The sequence below is a fragment of the Bradyrhizobium sp. STM 3809 genome (assembly GCF_000239795.1).
Taxonomy (GTDB): domain Bacteria; phylum Pseudomonadota; class Alphaproteobacteria; order Rhizobiales; family Xanthobacteraceae; genus Bradyrhizobium.
The window spans coordinates 1-16,400 of sequence record NZ_CAFJ01000375.1 but is presented as its reverse complement, the minus strand read 5'-3'; the positions used below and the strand labels follow the sequence as shown (position 1 = coordinate 16,400).

Genomic DNA, 16,400 nt, shown 5'->3' with positions numbered 1-16,400 from the left:
CGCGGCGCCGATTGCGCCTGCGCCGAAGGCGAGAGCGATGCCGCCAGCATCGTCGCGGCGAGTCCGGCAAGCGCCGCGCGAACGCGGCCCACGATCTGCAACATGTCGACGCCTACTTCCCACGCTGGCCCCGACCGCCCAAGGCATCGGGATCGAACTTCTTCGGATCCACGGCTCGTAGCGCGACCGTTCCGTGTCGGCAATCCCGTCATATTGCTCAAGCCGTGCGGCGTCCGCCATCGCGCTGCCGAGCGCTGCGGGGCGGAGCTCGAAATGCACGGTCCTGTCCGGTCGGGCTGCGGAATTGGCACCACGCGCCGTCACCCACGAAAAAATCGGCTGGACCAGGGATCATCATGTCGGATCGCGGCGGCCGGCGCCGTCCTTGGGTCAGCCGGTGCAAAACGAGCCGGCGCGATCGTCGTCAAACGGCCGTTGATCCGCAGATCAAAGGACGGCCTGCATTCGCAAACGGAAGGAAGCCCAGGGATGGCAAAGCCCAAAAACACGATCTGCCTGTGGTTCGACAAGGACGCCGAGGCCGCCGCGCGATTCTATGCCGCGACGTTTCCGGACAGCCGCGTGACTTCCGTGCACCGCGCGCCGGGCGACTATCCCTCCGGCAAGGCCGGCGACGTGCTGACGGTGGAGTTCACGGTGTGCGGCATTCCCTGCCTCGGCCTCAATGGCGGGCCGGCGTTCACGCACAACGAAGCCTTCTCGTTCCAGATCGCGACCGACGACCAGGACGAGACCGACCGCTACTGGAACGCCATCGTCGGCAATGGCGGCAAGGAGAGCGCCTGCGGCTGGTGCAAGGACAAATGGGGACTGTCCTGGCAGATCACGCCGCGCGCGCTGACCGATGCGATGGCCGAAGGCGGCGAGGTGGCGAGGCGCGTGTTCGCCGCCATGATGACGATGCACAAGATCGACATCGCCGCGATCGAGGCCGCCCGGCGCGGATGAGGCGTGACGCGGCCTCGCGAGGCGGCTGGAGCTTGCTGCGGGCGGTCCTGCGATCAAGCGCTCGCGGCAAGCACCTGCGCGGTACGGCGGCGCTCGGACAAACGGGCGATCTTCCACAGGCAGATGCCATGCAGGATGAATGAGAGCGGCACCAGGAAGGTCGGGATCATGACCAGTGGATAGACCGAGGCCAGCAGGTTCGGCTGGTCGAGTGCGAGCACCTGGAGCTTGCCGGGCGAACTCAGGAAACCAGTGGCCATCGCGCTGAAGAAGTCGAGGATGCCGATGGCGTTCCAGGCGAGTGCCGCCGGTCGCGCCTTCTGCGGATCACGCCGGGCCCACCAGGCGACCGGAATCGTCAGCAGGCCGGTGGCGATGTCGCCGAGCCCTGCCGGAACGGCGAACACGGCCGGCAGCCCGCCTTGCGCCCACAACAGCAGGAATTCCACGCCGACCACGCGATAAATCTGGATCGCGACAAGCCACCACAGCGGCGTCGCGTCGACCAGGGCGCGCGCGACGGCCGAGCGGCTGAGAAGAACGAAGGCGATCAGCAACGGGCCGAGCACGGCGAACGGAATGGCCGGCACCCTGACCGCCAGCGACGCCTTGAACGTGTCCTGCAGGGCGAGAGAGCTGATCACGACGTACCAGGCGAGCAGCACCACGGCCGTCCCCGCCCAGATCCAGCCCCGTTTGGGCGGCGCCAGCTCCGCGCGCCGCAGTGCCAGCCCCAGCACGACGAGAAGTCCGACCATCACGGCACCGTCCTGTGCCACGCGCGCGACATCCAGCACTGCAACCTCCTGCTCTGGTTCCGGCCCTTCCGGGGGCAATGACTACATTTATCATAGTCACTACAATAAAACAATTGACTTGCTGCCGAGCGGCGGCGGCGTGTATGGATCCGAGATGACCGAGCGCAACGTCTTCAACTGTCCGGTGGCCCGCACCGCCAGCTTCATCGGCACGAAATGGACCGCCCTGATCCTGCGCGACCTCCTGCTGAAGAAGGTGTGCCGCTATCAGGAGCTGCTGCTGTCGCTCGAGGGCATTCCGCCGAACACGCTGTCGGACCGGCTGAAGGCGCTGGAGGGCGAGGGCATCGTGGAGCGCCGCATCTACGAGCAGCATCCGCCGCGCGCCGAATACGTGCTCACCGCCAAGGGCCAGGCGCTCGCGCCGCTGCTCAAGGCGATGCGCGACTGGGGCCAGAAATACGGCTGAGCCGTCCCGCCGCCGTTACGGCCGCAGGCAGCGCAGGTGCAGGAACAGCTTCCGCGCAACAGTCATCCGCGTCAACGCCGCAATGCCTGGGTCAGCCGGCACGAACCGATGCGAGGCTGCCCGGGCTTGCTGGCGCGGTCCTCACGCCGCGAGCAGGCCGTACATGATGCCGAGCGTGGCGCCGCCGGTTTCGGTGGTGAAGTCACCGGCCAGCTCCGCGGCGAAGGTGACGGCGGACGTCGTGGTACCTCCGGCCGCCACGATGCGCCGCCAGGCCGCGTCCTCCGTGCGCGGATCGACACCGCCGCAGGCATCGACGGCAACGAACACGGCATAGCCCGCCGCCAGCGCGTCGAGCGCCGTGCGCTGCACGACGATCTCGCTGGCGACGCCGGCCAGGATCAACGCCGTCCGCCCGGAAGCTTGCAAAGCCCCGACCAGCCCGTGATCGGCGAACGCGCTGGTCTCGGTCCGCATCCGCAGCTCATGGCCCGGCAGCTCCGCCGTCACCTCGGCGAGGAACGGCCCGCCGGGCGGCACGGCGGAGAGAAAGGCCGGCAGCCGGTGAAGACCGGCGAGCCTGGCAAGCGCGGTGGCGGCGCGCGCGAGCTCCGGCACGCCGCGCGTGCGGCTGTTTTTCACGATCTCCGCCTGCAGGTCGAGGAACAGGATGGCGGCGTTGTCTCGGGTCGGAATGATCATGCGAAAAGTCCCTCGTCGGCTGGCGCCGCTGGCCCGGAGATTGGTACGGCGCAAATCGATGTCGCAGGATAGGTTGCGCGAGGTCACGACATCTCCGCCCGTGACGCAGATGGCTGGCCATCGCGATGCCCATTGATTAGGATGATTTGGCTCACTCATCAAATCGATCGTATCGATGGCAAATATCGACCGGGCCGATCTTCGCGACGTGGACCTCAATCTGCTGGTCGCCTTCGAGGCGCTGATGCAGACGCGCTCGGTCTCGCTCATGGCGCAGCGGCTGCGAATCGGACAGCCGTCGGCGAGCCACGCGCTCAAGCGGCTGCGCGAGCTGCTCGATGATCCGCTGTTCGTCCGCACGCCCGCCGGCATGATGCCGACGCCGCACGCGCTGGCGCTCGCCGAGCCGATCCGGGCGATCCTGACCAGCATCGAGACGACGCTGTTCGCCCGCGCCTCGTTCGAGCCGCGGGCGGAGCGCCGCATCTTCCGGATCGGAGCGATGGACTATGTGCAGGCGGTGATCGCCGATCCGCTGCTTGCGGTGCTGCAGGCCCAGGCGCCGGGCTGCAAGCTGATCCTGACCACGACCGATTGCGACATCGTGGGCCGCAGCCTCGCGCGCGGCGAGATCGACCTTGCCGTCGGCGCGTTCCCGCAGATCAAGACCGGACCGCATCAGGAGCTGCTGTATCGGGAGCGCTACGAATGCGTGTTCGACGCCAAGGCGTGCCGGCTCGGCAAGCGCGTCAGCCGCGCGCAATGGCTGGCGCTGCCGCACGTCATCATGTCGGTGCGTGGCGATCATTCCGGTCCGCTCGACGACGTGCTCAGGGCCAGCGGCGACCGGCGCGAGGTGGCGGTGTCGACGCCGAATTTCCTGGCGATCCCCTTCCTGCTTCGCAACAAGCGCCTGATGGCGGCGCTGCCGTCGCGGATGGCGCGCGCCTTCTGCGGCAAGCTCGGTCTGTCGACCTGTCCGCTGCCGTTCCCGGCACCCGCCTTCGACGTGACGATGATCTGGAACGCGCGCACGGCCGATGAGCCCGGCGCCACCTGGCTGCGCAGTCAGATCACGGCCATTTGCCGACGCATGGATGCCGCCTGACGAGGAGACGACGTCATGAAGATCCTCTGCACCGTCACGCTGTCGCCCACCGCCGACCGCGCCGAGGTCGCGCACCGGCTGAGCGAGGAGCTGCGGGAGTCATGGGCGCTCTATCTCGGGGGCATCATTCGCGAAGCCTACCAGACCGACGACCCCGCGCAGATCGTCTTCGTCCTCGAGACTGCCGACATCCCCGCAGCCGAGGCGGCGCTGGACCGCCTGCCCCTGGTCCGGGGCGGATCCTTCACGTGTCAGCTGACCGCGCTGCGGCCGTTCAGCAACTGGGCGCGGATGTTCGCGACGCCGTGAGCCGCCGCGATCGCGCCCGCTCAGCCGCGGGCGGGCTCGGCGCAGATCTCCTCGAGAAAATCGAGGAAGGCGCGGGCGCGCGAGGAGATCAGCTTGCGGCTCGGGAAGATCGCGGTGAGCTGCGCGGCGCGGGTATCGAACACGACGTCCTTGCCGATCTCGACCAGACGACCCTCGCCGAGCAGTTCCACGCAATAATGTTCCGGCAGGAACGACAGGCCGGCGCCGTGGGCGACCGCGCGGCGCACCGCCACCGGGTTGTTGATGCGCGTGACGTGCGGACCGACATCGAAGCGGACGAGATGGCCGTGCTGCTTGATCATCAAGGTGCGATCGCCGTAGCGGCGCTCGCAAATGCGCAGATGGCCTTCCAGCGCGCGCAGATCGTCGCCGATGTCGTGCGCGGCGAGATAGGCCGGGCTCGTCACCCAGATCAGCCGCCCGCCAATCAGGATCTTCTGCGCCAGCTCGGAATCCTCCTGCACGCCGACGACGACCGCGATGTCGAAGCGATCCGCCAGGATGTCGATCGAGCGGGTGGTGGCCTCGAGGTCGAGCTCGATGCGGGGAAAACGGCGATGGAATTCGGCGAGCTTCGGGGCCAGGATCTCCTCGCAGAACGCCGGCGGCAGCGCCACCGACAGCCGGCCGCTCGGCACGCCGGAAAGCCCGGTCATGACCGCGTCCGCCTCCGCCACCTGGTCGATGATCTTCTGGCACTGCTGGTAGAACAACTCGCCCTCGCGGGTGACGCGGACGCGGCGCGAATTGCGGTCGAACAGGCGGATGCCGAGGTCCTGCTCCAGCCGGGCGACCGACTTGCTGACCGATGATTTCGGCATGCCGAGCGTGCGCGCGGCACCGGTCATGCCGCCATCCGCCACGACCGCATGGAACACCGGGATATCTTCGATCCGCCACTTCATCGTGCGCCGCTCGTCCATAGGTGGAAACGATCCGTACACACTAGCATTATTGTCTCGCCAGCGGAACTTCGTAAGAGTCCGGCCCGTGCGGCTACACATGAGAGCCAGGAGCCGCGCAGCACGCGGAGGACACATGGCCCGGATCATTGGCGGCATCGGTGCGTCGCACTCGCCTACCATCGGCTTCGCGCTGGACACGAACAAGCAGAACGATCCGGCCTGGAAGCCGATCTTCGATGGCTTCGCCGCCGTGCGCGACTGGGTGACGCGCAAGGACATCGACGTCCTGTTCATGATCTATAACGATCACGTCACCTCGTTCTTCTTCGACCACTACTCCGCCTTCGCGCTCGGCATCGACGACCACTATGTCGCCGCCGACGAGGGCGGCGGGCCGCGCGACGTCCCGCCGGCCAAAGGACATCTCGGCCTGTCGCAGCACATCGCGATGGCGATGGTGGCGGACGAGTTCGACATGTCGTTCTTCCAGGGCAAGCCGGTCGATCACGGCATGTTGTCGCCGCTGTCGATGATGGGCGATGCGGCCGGCCCCTGGCCCGGCAGCGTCGTGCCGCTGCAGGTCGGCGTGCTGCAGCTGCCGATCCCGAAGGCCAAGCGGATGTGGAGGCTCGGCAAGACCTTGCGCAAGGCGATCGAGAGCTATCCGGAGGATCTGAAGGTCGCGATCTTCGCGACCGGCGGGCTGTCGCACCAGGTCCATGGCGAGCGCGCCGGCTTCCTGAACGAGGACTGGGACAACGAGTTTCTCGACCTCCTGGAAAACGACCCGGAGCAGCTGACCGCCATGCGGATCGCCGACTACGCGCGCAAGGGTGGGATGGAGGGCGCCGAGGTGATCATGTGGCTGATCATGCGCGGCGCATTGTCGGACCGGGTGCGGCTGGTGCACCGGCAGACCTATGCGCCCTCGGTGACCAACATCGCGACGCTGGTGTTCGAGGATCTCGGCGCGGCGCCGGACGCGCAGGACGTTGCGGCCTATCGCGCCCATATCGGCCACGAGCTCGCGGGCGCCGAGACGCTGGCCGGCACCTATCCGTTCACCCAGGACCGCAGCCAGGCCAATTTCCGCATCAACGACTTCCTGCACCAGCTCGTCGTCCCGGCGCATCGCAAGCAATTCCTTGAGGATTTCGACGCGCTGGCCGACGCCTACGGGCTCACCGACGAGGAGTGCGACCTGATCAGGAACCGGCGCTGGATCGAGATGATCCGGCGCGGCGTCAGCTTCTTCGTGCTGGAGAAGATGGCCGCCGTGATCGGCGTCTCCAACCCGGAAGTCTATGCGGCATTCCGCGGCGAGACGCTGGAGGCCTTCCTCAAGACCCGCAAGGTGCCGATGCGCTACTCCGTCGCCGGCGGCGCCAAGGCGGAGGCGATCGACGCGCATTGACCCCGCGCGCATGACCTGCGCCGCGCGGGGCGACGCAGGTCATGTCTCCAGCAGGCTGATCGCGCGCGCCTTGGCCCAGCGCTCCAGGATCCTGCGCTCATCGGCGTGAGCGACACGGTTGGCGAAGCCGCGCACCTGCACCGCGCGATGCTGCCGATCCAGCTCGATCGTCAGCAGCCGCTGCGTCGCGCCACCATGGCGATGCCGCAACGACCAGATCGACGCATGGCCGGCGATGCACCGCGTCGCGTAGCTCGCCACGCAATGGCGCATCGCCCGGGACTCGGCGACCAGATCCTCGGCGGTCCGCAGCTGCGTGATCAGATATTCGTCACGCTTGGCGAACGGCCCGGCGGACCGGCTCCACGTCCAGTCCGTGAGCCGTGCGCCGGGCCAATGCGCCGCCAGCTCGGCTGCCTCCGTCGCCGTGCGCTGACGCGCCATCTCGGCGCGACGGCGCGCCGCCTCGATGCGGGCGATCACGGCGAGATCGCGATGCCATTCCGCCATCAGCCGGCGCAACGCCGCGAGCGTGCGGCCCTTGAGGCTGAACGCCCGCTCGCGCCGGCGACGATCGGCGATGTAGTCGCAGAGATCGTCGATCTCCTCGGCCGTGGTCGGCTGCGCGCAGAAGAACTGCGCCACCTCGCGCCAGAATGCGTGCTCGCTGCGCGGCGCACGGGCGATCCTGGACCGCGCGATCCGCGACATCACCGCGTGATCGTCCGTGTAGGACCGCGCGATCGCCTGCCAGATCGCCTCGTCGAAGCCGACCGGCCCGAGCGGATTGAGGAAGGCGTGCACCTCCTTGCGCGACAGCAAGGCCGACGCGCCCGCCTTGTACAGCGAGCCGCCACCGGCGGCCACGACGTACCAGCGCTTGCGGCGCACGATCTCGTCGTGGCCGAGCCCGGATTGGTCGATCCAGATCTGCTCCAGATGCGACGCCACCGGATAGCGTGCGAACAGATGCCGCGCAGCCGCCAGCCGCAGCCGCGCGGCGTCGCGCGTCTTTATCTGCGGCTTCCAGCTCTCGGGCTCACGGATGGCATCGGCTTCGAAGCCGCGCACCGCCTCGCGGATCGCATTGTGCAGGTCCGGAGGCGGACGCGTCTGCCGCGACACCCGGCGCAGCGTCAGCTCATAGGCTTCAACCCGTGCGCGCTCGGCCTCCTGCCGGCGCGCGATCGATGACTTTGCCATGGTCGTTCAACATGATGGAGGAACTGTCAGCCGGACGCACTGCGGGCGTCGGCACGGATCGTGTCGCGCACAGTGGACATGACATGGCTGATGGCCTCTCGGGTTGAACGCATCTGGAGTTGAAACGGGGGACGCTCATACATCCTCACGGCGACGAACGCAAGCCGCTTTCGACGTCCATACGTAGCGCAGGATCGCCTGCGTCGCATCGCTGCGCCGAAGACGAGACGAGTCCGCCCGCGCGATCACTGAGCGGACACCGCTCGGACTAATTAGTCCCGCATGACAGGCGAATGATCTTCACGACGGCGGGACGAATGTCTGCGTGAGAACCACGCTGGCTCACGCATGCGACAGAACGCCGCAGCGTTCCCCAGCCAACTTTCATTTCTACGCGCCCGCCAGAAACGAACAGACCAGAACCATGCCCCAATGTCCCCGCAGCGACGATTTCACAACCGCCCGCGGCCCGAAAGCGCAACTACACGCTTGCCGATGTCGGGACGGCGCGGATCACGACGTCCCGCGAACTCAGCGAGGCGGGGCGGCCGGCGATGCTTGCCTGCTCGGCAGCGTATGTGGCGACCGCCTTGTCGGCCAGAGGAGACGATCGAATGGCAACCAATTTCAACGCGACGGCGCTCGCAAACGGCACGTCCAACCTGCTGACGCGCACGAGCGCGCTCAACCTCTCGACCGACCTGGTCCAGGCCGGCGCGGTCTTCAACGACGCCGTCCGCATCTCGCTCGGGCTTTACTCCGGCAGCCAGGGCAGCGGCAATTCGAACACGTTCCTGTCCAGCTATACGACCGACATCCACGCGGTTCAGAACGACATCGCGGCGATCCTCGCCAACCCGAACGACGTCACGATCGGCGGCCAGACGTTCACATTGAACTCCACCGACGTCGCCGTGTTGACCAATGTCCAGACGCAGCTCGGCACGCTGCTGACCGCCGCGGCGCAGACCACGAATGCGACGACGATGTCGGCGGCGTCGCAGACGGTTCACATGCTGCAGACGGAGATCCTGTCGGAGATCAACAATGACGCGCATCTCTCGGCGGCGCTGAACAACGTCACCTTCACCGCCAACACCGGCGCCACCGACGTCGCCTTCCAGAACCTCCCCGCGGGCGCCGACGATCCGACGACGCTGACGGCCGCGACCGCGGGAACGAGCCTGAAGGTGGTCGGCGAGGTCTTCAATGCAGCGGTGAACGTCATCTCCGGCGGCATCAACGCGGCCAATCTCGCGGAGGTCACGGCCGACTTCACGGCGGTGCAGTCGGGCCTCACCGCGATCCTCAACAACGCGACCATGCTGGCGCAGATCGAGGCCGGGGAGACCGCCAATGCCGCGGCGGCCACGACGCTGCATCTTCAGACCGTGCTCAACCAGGTCAATCTGCAGCTCGCGAAATACGACGCCGCCGCGGCGACCGGCAATACCACCGCGCTGCGCGGCACTGCCGACAACCTGCTCGACATCATCGACATCGTGCAGAACGACGCCGCGCTGAACACCGCGGCCGGCGGCAACGGCAATCCCGGACACAGCGGCGGCTTCGCCGAGGATCCGGGCGGCCTGACCGGCACCGTCACCCGCTTCCAGGACAACCAGGCGCAGACGAATTTCTGGGCGACCTTCGTCGCCGAGGCCAACACGATCAATGCGCAGCTGGCGGCGATCGTGAACGGCACCGGCACCGCGAGCCAGGCGCTGATCACCCAGATCGAGAACTACAACAAGTTCGGTGCCAGCTTCGACGCCGCCCAGGGCGCGGTGTTCCAGGGCCGGTTCGACAACGAGCTCAACAACGGCACCCTGCAGGCGGACTCCGCAACCGCGATCAAGGCGCTGCAGGGCCTCCTGAACGGCGACACCGGCGCGGCGCGGACGTCGGACCTCGCGATGCTCACCGCGGCCGGCGCTGGCTTCGTCGCCGACGCCAACGACGTCAGCGGCAACAACATCGCGGTCGGCGGCGCGAGCTATGTCGGCTCGGCGACGACGGTCTCCAAGGCGACATCCGTCGCCGGGCTCGCGCAGGGGACGACGAAGGTCACGGCCCATCCGAACATCGCCAACGGCACCGGTGGAACGGCGACGGCGGCCGCTGCGACATCGGGAACGACGGCCTCGAGCGGCGGCACGACCAAGACCACCGGCACGAGCACGACGGACAACACGACGGCGGCCACGACCAAGACCACGACCAACACCACGACGCAGGGTTCGCATCACCATCACGACACGACCGCGGCGACGCACAGCTCCGGCGCGTCGCACACCTCGACCTCGCATTCATCCCCGGCAGTCGAGCATCACCACCACGCCATGCAGCACATCTGGGGCTGACACGCGCGGGCGGCCGGCAGTGAGGACACGCCGGCCGTCTGGCCTTTCCCTTGCATCGGCTCCTGGTCAGCCGGTTCGCAAGATGGAGATGTCAGATGTCCGACAATCTGCACACCGTTGTCGTGGCCAGAAAGGCCATCGAGGCGCACAACATGGCCTCGTTCGAGCTGGTCCCGGCGGACGACCAGCCGCTGCCGGGGTTCACGCCGGGCAGCCATATCGACGTCACCTTGCCCAACGGCCTGACGCGGCAATATTCGCTGCTGAACAGCGCCGCCGAGCGCAACCGCTACTGCATCGGCGTGTGGAAGGATGCCAACAGCCGCGGCGGCTCCAAGGCCTTGCATCTCGACATCAACGAGGGCGACCGGCTCCAGGTCAGCCGCCCGCGCAACCGCTTCAAGATTCCCAAGGAGACCAAGCGTGCGCTGCTCATCGCCCGCGGCATCGGCGTGACACCGATCCTGTCGATCGCCGACACGCTCAAGGCGAAGAACATCCCGTTCGAGCTGCACTACGTATTCGCGCTGATGTCGCCGGATTCGTTCCGCGGCACCATCGAGGCCTCGTCCTTTGCGGGGAACACGAGCTACTACAAGGAAGCGACCGAGGACAATCAGCTGCTGAAGGCGGCCGAGCTGCTGGCCGACCGTCCTGACGACACCCAGCTGTTCATCTGCGGCGTCGACTGGTGGATGGATCCGATCATCGCGACGGCCAAGCAGAAGGGCTTTGCCGAGGAGCGCATCCATGTCGAGCGTTTCACCGCGAAGGCCGCGGCAGCCCTGCTCGACAAGGTGTTCGACGTCACGATCAAGAGCACCGGCGCGACGTTCAAGATCCCGGGAGACAAGACGGTCACCGCGTTTCTCGAAGAGAACGGCGTCAAGATCGCGACCTCCTGCGAGCAGGGCATGTGCGGCACCTGCAAGACCAGGGTCGTCGAGGGCGAGATCGATCACCGCGACAAGCGCCTGTCCGCCGCGCAACGCGCGGAAGGCTATTTCCTGCCCTGCGTGTCGCGCGCCAAGGGCGAGCGCCTGGTGCTGGACCTGTAGCAGAAGTGGCGACCGAGACGGACCTGTGGCAGACGGCGTGGATCATCGCCGAGCAGCACGGCCGCGATGGCCCCGCCTTCGCCGCCCGCATGGCCGACAGCTTCAAGCTCGGCCAGAAGATGGACGCGCATCAGGCGTGGCGCTCGATCGCGGCCAAGGTCGCGGTGCTGATCGAGGCCGGCGCATCGCGCCACGCGCACCGGCACTGATGTCGAGAAACGCACAGCGCAGATCGCGCTGTCCGGAATCGGACAGGCTCTCTCAGCCGTCATTCCTGGGGGACGCGCCAGCGTCGAGCCCGGAATCCCGATCCGCCAGCAATGGTCATGGATTCTGGGCCTGCGCCCAAAGAGGCGCATCCGGGAATGACGGGGAGAGACCCGGTGGTCCGGCCGGAACGGATTTTGCTCAGCATGACGCGGTCGCCAAGCGACCGTCCAACACGCGCGCGCTCCAAGCGCGCGCCTCGTGAGGAGCCATGTCCGTGTCACCGCCCAGCGCGGCGGCCATGCCGACCGCCGCCGACATCGCGCTCGCCTATCACGCGCGCACCAAGCACGGCCTGAAGCGCTATGCGGCCGGGCCGGAGACGCTGGACTGGGATGCACAGCCGAATCCGTTCCGGGAATTCGCCGGCTGCGCGCGCACCGAACTGCCGCTGAGATCGGATCGTCTCGCCGCGAGCTTTGCCGAGGCGTGCCAGGGTGTCGCAGAGGTTCAACCGCTCACCATCGACGGCGTCGCGCTGCTGCTGGAATTGTCGTTCGGGCTTTCGGCGTGGAAGGAGTACGGACCCGACCGCTGGGCGCTCCGCTGCAATCCCTCGAGCGGCAATCTGCATCCGACCGAGGCCTATGTGATCGCCGACAACGTTCCCGGTCTCGGCGACGGCCTGCACCATTATGTCAGCCGCGACCACGTGCTGGAGTTTCGCTGCCGGCGTCGGACGGAATCTGCGGGCGAGCCGCGGCTGTGGCTCGGCCTGTCCTCGATCCATTGGCGCGAGGCCTGGAAATATGGCGAGCGCGCGTTCCGCTATTGCCAGCTCGATCTCGGCCACGCGCTCGGCGCGATCAGCTACGCGGCCGCTGCGCTCGGCTGGAGCGCGCGGGCGATCGACGGCCTCGACAGCACGGCGCTCGCCGCCCTCATGGGCGTCGATCGCGCTGATGATTTTGCCGGCGTCGAGGCCGAGGATGCCGACGTCCTGGTCGCCATCACACCGCGTCTCCAGGATCAGCCGGTCCGTCCCGGCCTGCCGCCGCCCTCCACGAGCGCCGACATCTGGGAAGGCGCGGCGAACCGCCTCGATCGTCATCCGTTGTACCGCTGGCCCGTGATCGCCGAGGTGAGCGCAGCCACGACCGGGACGGCGCGCGACGCCGTGACCACTTCCCTTCCCTGCCCGGCGCGCACCCCGCAATCCGCCTCACGCGCAGCCGAGCTCATTCTCGGCCGCCGCAGCGCCCAGCGCTTCGACGCCAGGTTCACGATGAGCGCCGATACGTTCCATCATCTGCTCGATGCGCTGCTGCCGCGCGCCGCACCGCCATGGAACGCCTGGCCGTTCCCGGCGCACCTGCATCCGCTGCTGTTCGTGCATCGCGTCGACGGCCTCACCCCCGGGCTCTACGCGCTACCCCGCGGCAGCGAGGCGCAGAGCAGCCTGCGGCGCGCACTGCGTCCGGACTTCGACTGGCAACGCGTGGCGAGCGCACCGGCGCATCTGCCGCTGTTCCATCTCCTGCCGACCGACAGCCGCGGCGTCATCCGCACCGCGAGCTGCCACCAGGCGATCGCCGGCGACGGCTGCTTCGCGGTCGCGATGCTGGCCGAGTTCGGGCCGCTCGTCCGCGACGAACCCTGGCGCTATCGGCAGCTGCATTGGGAGGCCGGCCTGATCGGCCAGGTGCTGTATCTCGAAGCCGAGGCGGCCGGCCTGCGCGGCACCGGCATCGGCTGCTATTTCGACGACTCCGTGCACGAGATGCTGGGCGTCGCCGGCGACCGGCTGCAGACGCTCTATCACTTCACCGTCGGCCGTCCGCTGACCGATGACCGCATCACGACGCTTCCCGCCTATCCGGGCCGCACACGCGATGAAGCGGGGCTCGTGCCATGAACAGATCGACATGATTAGATCGCCATGAAAGGATCGCCATGAGACCGCGCATTCCGTTCCAGCGTATCGATATCGGCCAGGCCGCCGAGCTGTTGCAGCGCGACGACGTGCTGCGCTTCGATGTCCGCGACCAGGCGTCGTTCAACGCCGGGCATCTTGCCGGCGCACAACATCTCACCCAGCGCAACGTCTCCGAGCTGATCGCCGGCACCACCAGGCGGACGCCGATCCTCATCTACTGCTATCACGGCCATGCCAGCCAGGAATATGCCCGGACCTTCTCGGATTTCGGCTTCGCGGAGGTGTATAGTCTCGATGGCGGCTACGAGGCGTGGCGATTGCACTTTCCGGCGCGCAGCGGCGCGGCAAGGATCGGTCCGACGCTGGCGGCGTGGCTCGCCGCCCAAGGCTTTCCGCCTGACGACGTCGATGCCGCCATTGCCAACCGGACCACGCCGCTGATGCGGGCCGCGCATCTCGGCAACGTCGCCGTGATCCGCGAACTGCTGGCCGCCGGAGCCGGCATCGCGGCGCGCAACGCCGATGGCAACAACGCGCTGTGGCTCGCTTGCGTGGGCCGGCACCTCGACGCGATCGACGCGCTGGTGGAGGCCGGCATCGATGTCGACAATCGCAACGACAATGGTGCGACGTCGCTGATGTATGCGTCGTCTTCCGGCAAGGCCGAGGTGGTTGCGCATCTCCTCGCCAAGGGCGCCGATATCAAGAGCGAGACCTTGGACGGCTTCTCCGCGCTCGACATGGCCGCCTCGCTCGAATGCCTGACGCTGCTGCGTCAGGCGGCGAAAGCTGCAGCCCGGTCTGCCCCCGAGGTCCGGCCATGACGGTGATCGAGCACGATTTCGGCCTGCAGCAGCGCCAGGTCGAGCGCAAGTTTCGCACCCTGCTCAGCCTCGACGCGCTGCACGAAGCCAATGTCCGCGCCAATCCGATCCCCTATCTGGAGCGCGCCAGCGAGCGGATTGATCAGCTGGAGAAGGCGCTGTTCGAGGCGCTGCAGGCGGCGACGGCGACGGCCGGGGACGATCGCGAGACCGTCAGCATCGGCAGGGCCGAGCTCCAGCGGCTGCGGCAATGCCGGGTGATCGTCGAGCGGGCTTATGCAGAGCTGGTCGCCGAGCAGCCCGAGACGGAATGACCATCGAAGTGGAGAGCAACATGAGCGACGGCTTCTTCGTGGACTGGGACGGCAATCTGCGCAGCGCCGCCGATCCCGGCGGCGGCTATCTCTGCGACATCGACACCGTGGCGCGCTATGTCGCGGTGACCACCAAGAGCGGCACGCTGGTGCACGAGGCGACATTCTTCAGGACCACGGCCGATGTCGAGAAGGCCGGCATCAAGGCCCAGCTGGTGCCGGGAAGCCATCCCTGGGGGAAGAAGGCAGACGGGTTCTGACACGAACAGTCTGCTGGACTTGGGACGAAGCGTGCGCTGTTGCTGCGGCATAGCGGGTCTGCTCCCTCTCCCCGTTCTTACGGGGAGAGGGAGCAGACCGTCCGGGCCTCAATAGCTTACCCTCATCAACTTACATAGCCTCTTTGATCAGAGCAGCTTGTTGAGAAGCAGGCACACGGCGCAAGAACCGATTGGCTCGCGTTCAATCCGGATGGATCATGATCTCCATCGTCTCGTCGAGATCGTCGAACGGATCGGGGAAGCTGACATCCTCCACCAGCGCGACGCCGCACAGGCAGACCTCGCCGTCGATCACGGCGAGCGCGATCGGCTCCAGGCTGCGGCCCTCGCAGGCGCCCGACGTACAGAGCCCGGTGTCGATCTCGAAGGTCGCGCCGTGACGGCCGCAGCGGAGCAAGTTGTGCTCGGCGTTGAAGAACTGGCCGCTGCCGATGTTCAGCCATTTGCCGTCATGCGGACAGGTATTGACGTAACCGACGAAGCCGCCCGCGGCGGTGTGGATGATCACGATCGGAAACGGCCGCGCCTCGCCATTGTCGCCGATGCGCGACAGGCTGAACGCCTTCGCCTCGCCGCTGGCGATGCTTCCGGTCGGACAGATCACGAAGACTTCCGGCTCGCGTTCCGTCATGCGGCTCAACTCCCTGAACGGGGCGACGGGAGCAGCGGGGCCGTGATGACGTCTCCTGTCGCAAACCTGACGACAGCGGCCCGATGGGCGAGCCGCCGCGCGTCATTCTCCATCTGTCCCGATCTTTGCATGAAGCATGCCGGGCGCGCCGATGAGCTGCGCGATGTCGGCTTGGAGACAATGATGGCCGCGATGAAGTTCTACATGACGCCGGGATCGTGCTCGACCGGCATCCACATCATCCTCGAAGAGCTCGAGGAGGTGTTCGAGGCCTACATCGTCAACCTGCCGGCCGGCGACAATTTCAAGCCCGACTATGTGGCGGTCAATCCGAAATCGACGATTCCAGCGCTGGTGCGGCCCGACGGCAGCGTGCTGACCGAGGTGCCCGCGATCGCCTACTGGCTCAGCCGCTCCAGGCCGCGGGCCAGGCTCTGGCCGTCCGACCTCGAAACCGAGACGCGGCTGCTCGAAGCGATGACCTACATCGCCGGCACCGTGCACGGCCACGGCTTCGCCCGCATCTTCGCCACGCCGACCTTCAGCCGCAACGAGGCCGACCAGGAGTCGGTGCGCGCGCTCGGCCGCAACATCGTCGTGAAAGGCTTTGCGATCCTGAGCCGGCTGCTCGGCGAACAGCCTTATCTCGGCGGCGAGTTCTCCGTTGCCGATCCGATCCTGTTCTACGTGGAATTCTGGGCCGACAAGACCGGCATCGCCCTGCCCGCCAACCTGCTCGCGCATTATCGTCGCATGCTGCAGCGGCCGGTGGTGCAACGCGTGCTGCGCGAGGAAGGCTACAATCCGGCGACGCTGGGACAGGCGACCGCGTAGCTGAGAAGGCCGAGGTCTCACCTCCCGTCATTCCGGGGCGCGCGCAGCGCGAACCCGGAATCCATCTTTGCCCGACATGACTGTTTGTGAATAT

At 67.2% G+C, this 16,400-nt stretch carries 18 protein-coding genes; 13 read left to right on the top strand and 5 right to left on the bottom strand.

The window, feature by feature from the left end; genetic code table 11:
* Positions 1 to 489: 489 nt before the first annotated feature.
* Complete coding sequence (locus BRAS3809_RS19335; protein WP_008963754.1) at positions 490 to 969, top strand: VOC family protein; 480 nt, start codon at positions 490 to 492, stop codon at positions 967 to 969.
* A 53-nt stretch (positions 970 to 1,022) separates the two neighbouring features.
* On the opposite strand, the gene BRAS3809_RS19330 is transcribed toward BRAS3809_RS19335, so the two are convergent.
* Positions 1,023 to 1,766 (bottom strand): DUF8737 domain-containing protein, encoded by a 744-nt coding sequence (locus tag BRAS3809_RS19330; protein WP_008963753.1) that lies wholly within the window; start codon positions 1,764 to 1,766, stop codon positions 1,023 to 1,025.
* A gap of 115 nt (positions 1,767 to 1,881) precedes the next feature.
* On the opposite strand from BRAS3809_RS19330, the gene BRAS3809_RS19325 reads away from it, so the two are divergent.
* Positions 1,882 to 2,196 carry a winged helix-turn-helix transcriptional regulator gene (locus BRAS3809_RS19325; RefSeq protein WP_035656961.1) on the top strand — a complete coding sequence of 105 codons (315 nt, stop codon included), beginning with the start codon at positions 1,882 to 1,884 and terminating at the stop codon, positions 2,194 to 2,196.
* A 141-nt stretch (positions 2,197 to 2,337) separates the two neighbouring features.
* Here the strand turns inward: BRAS3809_RS19325 and BRAS3809_RS19320 are convergent, their stop codons facing one another.
* On the bottom strand, positions 2,338 to 2,898 hold the full coding sequence (locus tag BRAS3809_RS19320; protein ID WP_008963751.1) for a cysteine hydrolase family protein: 561 nt from the start codon (positions 2,896 to 2,898) through the stop codon (positions 2,338 to 2,340).
* A 175-nt stretch (positions 2,899 to 3,073) separates the two neighbouring features.
* Between BRAS3809_RS19320 and BRAS3809_RS19315 the strand changes: the two genes are divergently transcribed.
* Positions 3,074 to 4,006 carry a LysR family transcriptional regulator gene (locus BRAS3809_RS19315; protein ID WP_008963750.1) on the top strand — a complete coding sequence of 311 codons (933 nt, stop codon included), beginning with the start codon at positions 3,074 to 3,076 and terminating at the stop codon, positions 4,004 to 4,006.
* A 15-nt stretch (positions 4,007 to 4,021) separates the two neighbouring features.
* The gene (locus BRAS3809_RS19310) at positions 4,022 to 4,315 is read left to right on the top strand and encodes a hypothetical protein (RefSeq protein ID WP_008963749.1); all 294 of its coding nucleotides are present in this window, start codon (positions 4,022 to 4,024) and stop codon (positions 4,313 to 4,315) included.
* 20 nt (positions 4,316 to 4,335) lie between these two features.
* On the opposite strand, the gene BRAS3809_RS19305 is transcribed toward BRAS3809_RS19310, so the two are convergent.
* Positions 4,336 to 5,241 carry a LysR family transcriptional regulator gene (locus tag BRAS3809_RS19305; RefSeq protein WP_008963748.1) on the bottom strand — a complete coding sequence of 302 codons (906 nt, stop codon included), beginning with the start codon at positions 5,239 to 5,241 and terminating at the stop codon, positions 4,336 to 4,338.
* 133 nt (positions 5,242 to 5,374) lie between these two features.
* Between BRAS3809_RS19305 and BRAS3809_RS19300 the strand changes: the two genes are divergently transcribed.
* Complete coding sequence (locus BRAS3809_RS19300) at positions 5,375 to 6,655, top strand: gallate dioxygenase (RefSeq protein WP_008963747.1); 1,281 nt, start codon at positions 5,375 to 5,377, stop codon at positions 6,653 to 6,655.
* A 39-nt stretch (positions 6,656 to 6,694) separates the two neighbouring features.
* Here the strand turns inward: BRAS3809_RS19300 and BRAS3809_RS19295 are convergent, their stop codons facing one another.
* A complete protein-coding gene (locus BRAS3809_RS19295; protein ID WP_008963746.1) occupies positions 6,695 to 7,858 on the bottom strand; it encodes a PcfJ domain-containing protein in 1,164 nt (387 codons plus the stop codon).
* 614 nt (positions 7,859 to 8,472) lie between these two features.
* On the opposite strand from BRAS3809_RS19295, the gene BRAS3809_RS19290 reads away from it, so the two are divergent.
* The 7 genes from BRAS3809_RS19290 to BRAS3809_RS19260 all read left to right on the top strand — a co-directional run bounded on the left by BRAS3809_RS19290 (position 8,473) and on the right by BRAS3809_RS19260 (position 14,820).
* Complete coding sequence (locus BRAS3809_RS19290; protein ID WP_008963745.1) at positions 8,473 to 10,221, top strand: hypothetical protein; 1,749 nt, start codon at positions 8,473 to 8,475, stop codon at positions 10,219 to 10,221.
* Between the two features lie 95 nt (positions 10,222 to 10,316).
* Entirely contained in the window at positions 10,317 to 11,279 is a 963-nt protein-coding gene (locus BRAS3809_RS19285) for a PDR/VanB family oxidoreductase (protein ID WP_008963744.1), read from the top strand.
* A gap of 5 nt (positions 11,280 to 11,284) precedes the next feature.
* Positions 11,285 to 11,488 carry a hypothetical protein gene (locus BRAS3809_RS19280; RefSeq protein WP_008963743.1) on the top strand — a complete coding sequence of 68 codons (204 nt, stop codon included), beginning with the start codon at positions 11,285 to 11,287 and terminating at the stop codon, positions 11,486 to 11,488.
* A gap of 269 nt (positions 11,489 to 11,757) precedes the next feature.
* A complete protein-coding gene (locus BRAS3809_RS19275; RefSeq protein ID WP_008963742.1) occupies positions 11,758 to 13,401 on the top strand; it encodes a SagB/ThcOx family dehydrogenase in 1,644 nt (547 codons plus the stop codon).
* Positions 13,402 to 13,508: 107 nt separating this feature from the next.
* A complete protein-coding gene (locus tag BRAS3809_RS19270; protein WP_008963741.1) occupies positions 13,509 to 14,246 on the top strand; it encodes an ankyrin repeat domain-containing protein in 738 nt (245 codons plus the stop codon).
* Complete coding sequence (locus BRAS3809_RS19265; protein WP_008963740.1) at positions 14,243 to 14,560, top strand: hypothetical protein; 318 nt, start codon at positions 14,243 to 14,245, stop codon at positions 14,558 to 14,560. Before BRAS3809_RS19270 ends, BRAS3809_RS19265 begins: the two co-directional genes overlap by 4 nt.
* Before the next feature lie 20 nt (positions 14,561 to 14,580).
* Positions 14,581 to 14,820 carry a hypothetical protein gene (locus BRAS3809_RS19260; protein ID WP_008963739.1) on the top strand — a complete coding sequence of 80 codons (240 nt, stop codon included), beginning with the start codon at positions 14,581 to 14,583 and terminating at the stop codon, positions 14,818 to 14,820.
* A gap of 202 nt (positions 14,821 to 15,022) precedes the next feature.
* Here the strand turns inward: BRAS3809_RS19260 and BRAS3809_RS19255 are convergent, their stop codons facing one another.
* Positions 15,023 to 15,472 carry a Rieske (2Fe-2S) protein gene (locus BRAS3809_RS19255; protein ID WP_008963738.1) on the bottom strand — a complete coding sequence of 150 codons (450 nt, stop codon included), beginning with the start codon at positions 15,470 to 15,472 and terminating at the stop codon, positions 15,023 to 15,025.
* A 192-nt stretch (positions 15,473 to 15,664) separates the two neighbouring features.
* Between BRAS3809_RS19255 and BRAS3809_RS19250 the strand changes: the two genes are divergently transcribed.
* Positions 15,665 to 16,306 (top strand): glutathione S-transferase family protein, encoded by a 642-nt coding sequence (locus BRAS3809_RS19250; protein WP_008963737.1) that lies wholly within the window; start codon positions 15,665 to 15,667, stop codon positions 16,304 to 16,306.
* Positions 16,307 to 16,400: the final 94 nt, after the last annotated feature.

Coding starts and splice junctions, on each gene's coding strand:
- BRAS3809_RS19335 (WP_008963754.1), top strand. CDS start 490: ATGGCAAAGCCCAAAAACACGATCTGCCTGTGGTTCGACAAGGACGCC.
- BRAS3809_RS19325 (WP_035656961.1), top strand. CDS start 1,882: ATGACCGAGCGCAACGTCTTCAACTGTCCGGTGGCCCGCACCGCCAGC.
- BRAS3809_RS19320 (WP_008963751.1), bottom strand. CDS start 2,898: ATGATCATTCCGACCCGAGACAACGCCGCCATCCTGTTCCTCGACCTG.
- BRAS3809_RS19315 (WP_008963750.1), top strand. CDS start 3,074: ATGGCAAATATCGACCGGGCCGATCTTCGCGACGTGGACCTCAATCTG.
- BRAS3809_RS19310 (WP_008963749.1), top strand. CDS start 4,022: ATGAAGATCCTCTGCACCGTCACGCTGTCGCCCACCGCCGACCGCGCC.
- BRAS3809_RS19305 (WP_008963748.1), bottom strand. CDS start 5,241: ATGAAGTGGCGGATCGAAGATATCCCGGTGTTCCATGCGGTCGTGGCG.
- BRAS3809_RS19300 (WP_008963747.1), top strand. CDS start 5,375: ATGGCCCGGATCATTGGCGGCATCGGTGCGTCGCACTCGCCTACCATC.
- BRAS3809_RS19295 (WP_008963746.1), bottom strand. CDS start 7,858: ATGGCAAAGTCATCGATCGCGCGCCGGCAGGAGGCCGAGCGCGCACGG.
- BRAS3809_RS19290 (WP_008963745.1), top strand. CDS start 8,473: ATGGCAACCAATTTCAACGCGACGGCGCTCGCAAACGGCACGTCCAAC.
- BRAS3809_RS19285 (WP_008963744.1), top strand. CDS start 10,317: ATGTCCGACAATCTGCACACCGTTGTCGTGGCCAGAAAGGCCATCGAG.
- BRAS3809_RS19275 (WP_008963742.1), top strand. CDS start 11,758: ATGTCCGTGTCACCGCCCAGCGCGGCGGCCATGCCGACCGCCGCCGAC.
- BRAS3809_RS19265 (WP_008963740.1), top strand. CDS start 14,243: ATGACGGTGATCGAGCACGATTTCGGCCTGCAGCAGCGCCAGGTCGAG.
- BRAS3809_RS19260 (WP_008963739.1), top strand. CDS start 14,581: ATGAGCGACGGCTTCTTCGTGGACTGGGACGGCAATCTGCGCAGCGCC.
- BRAS3809_RS19255 (WP_008963738.1), bottom strand. CDS start 15,472: ATGACGGAACGCGAGCCGGAAGTCTTCGTGATCTGTCCGACCGGAAGC.
- BRAS3809_RS19250 (WP_008963737.1), top strand. CDS start 15,665: ATGAAGTTCTACATGACGCCGGGATCGTGCTCGACCGGCATCCACATC.